At 32.8% G+C, this 3,558-nt stretch carries 5 protein-coding genes; all 5 read left to right on the top strand.

Features of this window, described 5'->3' with window-relative positions; translation table 11 throughout:
- Positions 1-94 precede the first annotated feature (94 nt).
- The 5 genes from msrA (at position 95) to AC1RYN_RS02780 (ending at position 3,494) form a co-directional block, all read left to right on the top strand.
- Complete coding sequence (gene msrA, locus AC1RYN_RS02800) at positions 95-511, top strand: peptide-methionine (S)-S-oxide reductase MsrA (protein ID WP_481805747.1); 417 nt, start codon at positions 95-97, stop codon at positions 509-511.
- A 97-nt stretch (positions 512-608) separates the two neighbouring features.
- Positions 609-956 carry a hypothetical protein gene (locus tag AC1RYN_RS02795; protein ID WP_149207270.1) on the top strand — a complete coding sequence of 116 codons (348 nt, stop codon included), beginning with the start codon at positions 609-611 and terminating at the stop codon, positions 954-956.
- Positions 940-1,869 carry a VPGUxxT family thioredoxin-like (seleno)protein, type 2 gene (locus AC1RYN_RS02790; protein ID WP_149207269.1) on the top strand — a complete coding sequence of 310 codons (930 nt, stop codon included), beginning with the start codon at positions 940-942 and terminating at the stop codon, positions 1,867-1,869. Before AC1RYN_RS02795 ends, AC1RYN_RS02790 begins: the two co-directional genes overlap by 17 nt.
- Before the next feature lie 46 nt (positions 1,870-1,915).
- Complete coding sequence (locus AC1RYN_RS02785) at positions 1,916-2,926, top strand: sodium:calcium antiporter (protein ID WP_149207268.1); 1,011 nt, start codon at positions 1,916-1,918, stop codon at positions 2,924-2,926.
- Between the two features lie 22 nt (positions 2,927-2,948).
- Positions 2,949-3,494, top strand: a complete 546-nt coding sequence (locus AC1RYN_RS02780) for a hypothetical protein (protein WP_149207267.1) — start codon at positions 2,949-2,951, stop codon at positions 3,492-3,494.
- The last annotated feature ends 64 nt before the right edge of the window (positions 3,495-3,558 follow it).

Genomic DNA, 3,558 nt, shown 5'->3' with positions numbered 1-3,558 from the left:
GTGTTATGTTACTTGGTTGGTTGCGTATGCTAAGGTTAATACATGCTCCTGTTGTTAGGGAGGCAGCACCTAGACCTTTTGAAAAAGACCTGGTATAAAAGATACTGAGGTAATTTATTTAGGAGGTCAAAATGAAAACCCAACCTATCGCAACCATCCAGGACACGCAGAAGGAATTGAGTTGACTTACGATTCATCTGTAACCAATTTTAAAGAAATACTAGATTATTTTTTTAGAATCCACAATCCAACAACTGTTGATAGACAAGGAAACGATATTGGAAGTAGCTATCGCTCTGCCATTTTTTTTCAAAACGAAGAAGAAAAACAACAAGCGCAAGAAGTGATAGATTTGGTAGACCAAACTAATAATTGGGGTGCAAAAGTTGTAACTACACTAGAGCCATTCACAAAAGCTTGGCCTGCTGAAGAATACCACCAAGATTATTTAGAAAAAAATCCAAACGGATATACTTGTCATTTTGAAAGATTTGGCACTTTCCTTAAATAAATCCCCAATTAAAAGCTAAGTGAGAAAAACACTTAGCTTTTAAATTTAATTCCACTATGAACAAATTATATAACTAAAAACAAAAAGTAACTTTATTTTGGACGAAAGGTTCTTCGAAAAATTTATTCCCCACTTAGGATTTAGCTACATCAGCAAACAACAAAGTAATAATTCTAATGTTTTAAAATTTGTTGGAGGGTTAGATTTAGGTGTTCTTTACCAACAGTTTTATATCGTTGTTTTCCTTAATCAGGAAAAAATTACGCTGGAGGAAATGCTTTTTGTGAGGAATGAAATGAGTAAAAATATAGATAAAGGGCTTATTATAGCAAACGCTATAATTACTCGCGAGGCAAAAAAAAATTCTCGCAAAAAAAATGAAGTCCCTATCGATTTTATTGACTATAATGAATTAAAAAAAAGGACAAATGAATTTGAACACTGAAAAAACGAACCCCAAAAGTCAAAATATAGAGCTAGGGAAAGTCACTTGGTTTAGAGATTATAACTATGCTTTGCATCTAAGTTCTAAACTATCTAAACCAATACTATTGTTTTTTCAAGAAATTCCAGGATGTAGCACTTGCGTGAATTTTGGGAGAGAAGTACTATCTCATCCTATAATGGTTGACATTATTGAAAATGAGTTTATCCCATTAGCCATTTATAATAACAAACCGGGGATTGATGCAGACATACTTAAGCGTTATGACGAACCCGCATGGAACAATCCTGTCGCTCACTTTGTTGATCAAAATGGGAAAGATATCGTTCAAAAGTTAGCAAACAATTATCACCCCCTTTCAATGCTAGATAAAATAATTGAGGCGCTACGAGGAATAAAAGTTGAAATTCCGGAGTATATCTTAAATTTTAGGAAAGAATTACAAATCCATTATGGGTTTACCAAAACAACGATCTATGAAACGCCTTGTTTTTGGTCTGGAGAGACTTCATTTGCTTTGAATGATGCTGTTTACTCTACGATGGCTGGATTTATTGGTCACAAAGAAGTGGTTAAATTAGAGTACGACCCTACAAAAACAATATTAGAAGAACTAAATGAATATGCACTCGCTCAAGGCTTTTTTTTAGTTGAGAATCATAAACCGTTTCGTATCGATAAGGACCCACAATATTACCTTAAGAAAACGAATTTTAAGTTTTTGCCTTTAACGTTAGCGCAAAGAACTGCCATTAATCTAGCGCTCCCTTATAAAAAAGATGCTAAAAAATACTTAAGCCCTACGCAATTAATGTGGTATAACCACAATAAGCTTTCCGAATTAAGTCATCCAAAAGCCTATGAATTAAACATTGTCCAGTCTTGGGATTTTTTAACAAATCAAATAAAATAAGTATATTTAATTTTTCTAGACCTTTTTTTAATTTAAATCAAACATTATGCTTGAAGGATTTAACATCTCCACACAAATCATTATATTTCTCCTCTCTGGAAGTATAATTTGGTATTTTAGTCATAAGTTATCACATATTGTTGACTTTTTAAATGATGAATTTAAATTAGGAGCTGCATTTGGGGGAACCATTCTACTTTCATTGGTGGTCAATTTACCTGAAGTTGCCATTGTAATTAAAGGGACTTTGCAAGGGGATACTTCATTAGCCATTGGGAACATTTTAGGAGGCATTGCAATTCAAACGGTTTTATTAGGCTTTTTTGATTTTATGACTCGAAAAGAAGCGCACCCCATTACAACAATAACATCAAATACTAACGCCATTTCACAGGGCATTTTTTTAGTCCTTATTCTGTCTCTTGTGATTCTAGGCTCGCAACTGGATCAGATGCATGTAAACTTGAGAATTTCGCCAATAGAAATCTTGATAGTTATTGCTTGGGTTCTTAGTTTGCTAACTTTAAAAAGATGTGAAGCAGGGAACTTAATACCTATGCCAGAGATTAATCCCGAGCATGGAATAAAATATAGTAGAAAAAAAGCAATTTTTTATATGATGCTCATTTCGATAATTATCTTATTCTTTGGTTACATCCTTGCTGAAACAAGTGAGCAAATTGCTACTCATTATCAAGTTTCTGGAGTAGTATTTGGTGCAACAATTCTCTCTTTAGTTACCGCATTACCTGAAATATCTGGCGGATTAGCATTTATAAAAACGAAAAAGTATAATATCTTAGTTAGCGATATTTTTGGAGGAAATTCATTTTTACCGTTATTATTTTTATTGGCAAATATTTTAAATAGCGCATCAATTCTACCAGAAGCGAGAAAAACCGATTTGTACCTCACAGCCCTATCCATGATACTCACACTTACCTTTGTCCTAGGAATGGTCATAAAATTCCCTAAAAGATATTTTGGAATTGGCTTGGATTCTTGGATTGCTATTGTTATTTACATTACAGGAGTTTTTGGATTATACTTTATATAAAAATTAATACCCACCATATATTATGAAATTAAACGAAAACAATCTGCTAGGAGCAGTAAATGAATTACGAGAAAAAGGATATCAGGATAATTATGAAGTAAGAGATGAACATCTTATTTGCACTAACACAAATAAGAAGGTAGCTGTTGATGAGTTCGATGTAGAAAATGGATTTCAATTTGAAATTTCTGAAAATGCGGTTGATTCACAATTCTTGTTCACCATAAATGATAAAAAATCTGAAAAAAAAGGATTATTAATTGATTTAATGGGAGAACATTATTATGACGATTCTATGATTTCTAAGAAATTGAATATTCCTATCGACACGTACGTGTGTGATGATCCTGTCCCTATGAAATATGGGATGAGAAAAGTTTTTAAAGAAGAATTTAATGCCAATCCTGATAATTTTGAATTGAGACAAGGATATAGTAATATGCCAGCTTGCCCATTTGGCAACAGTTTTAAAGCACTTGGATATGATAAAACAAAAAAAGAATATGTATGGCTTGTTACCAGCATCATAAAAGATGAAAGACTTAATAAGAATGAGTTTACAAAATAAAATAGCATTGAAAGGTGCTGCCTCCCTAACAACAGGAGCATGTATTAACCTTAGCAATACGTAA

The sequence above is a fragment of the Flavobacterium sp. TC780 genome (genome assembly GCF_056783245.1).
Note: the sequence above shows the minus strand (reverse complement) of the source record. Positions and strands in the feature narration are given on the sequence as shown.

Coding starts and splice junctions, on each gene's coding strand:
- AC1RYN_RS02790 (WP_149207269.1), top strand. CDS start 940: ATGAATTTGAACACTGAAAAAACGAACCCCAAAAGTCAAAATATAGAG.
- AC1RYN_RS02785 (WP_149207268.1), top strand. CDS start 1,916: ATGCTTGAAGGATTTAACATCTCCACACAAATCATTATATTTCTCCTC.
- AC1RYN_RS02780 (WP_149207267.1), top strand. CDS start 2,949: ATGAAATTAAACGAAAACAATCTGCTAGGAGCAGTAAATGAATTACGA.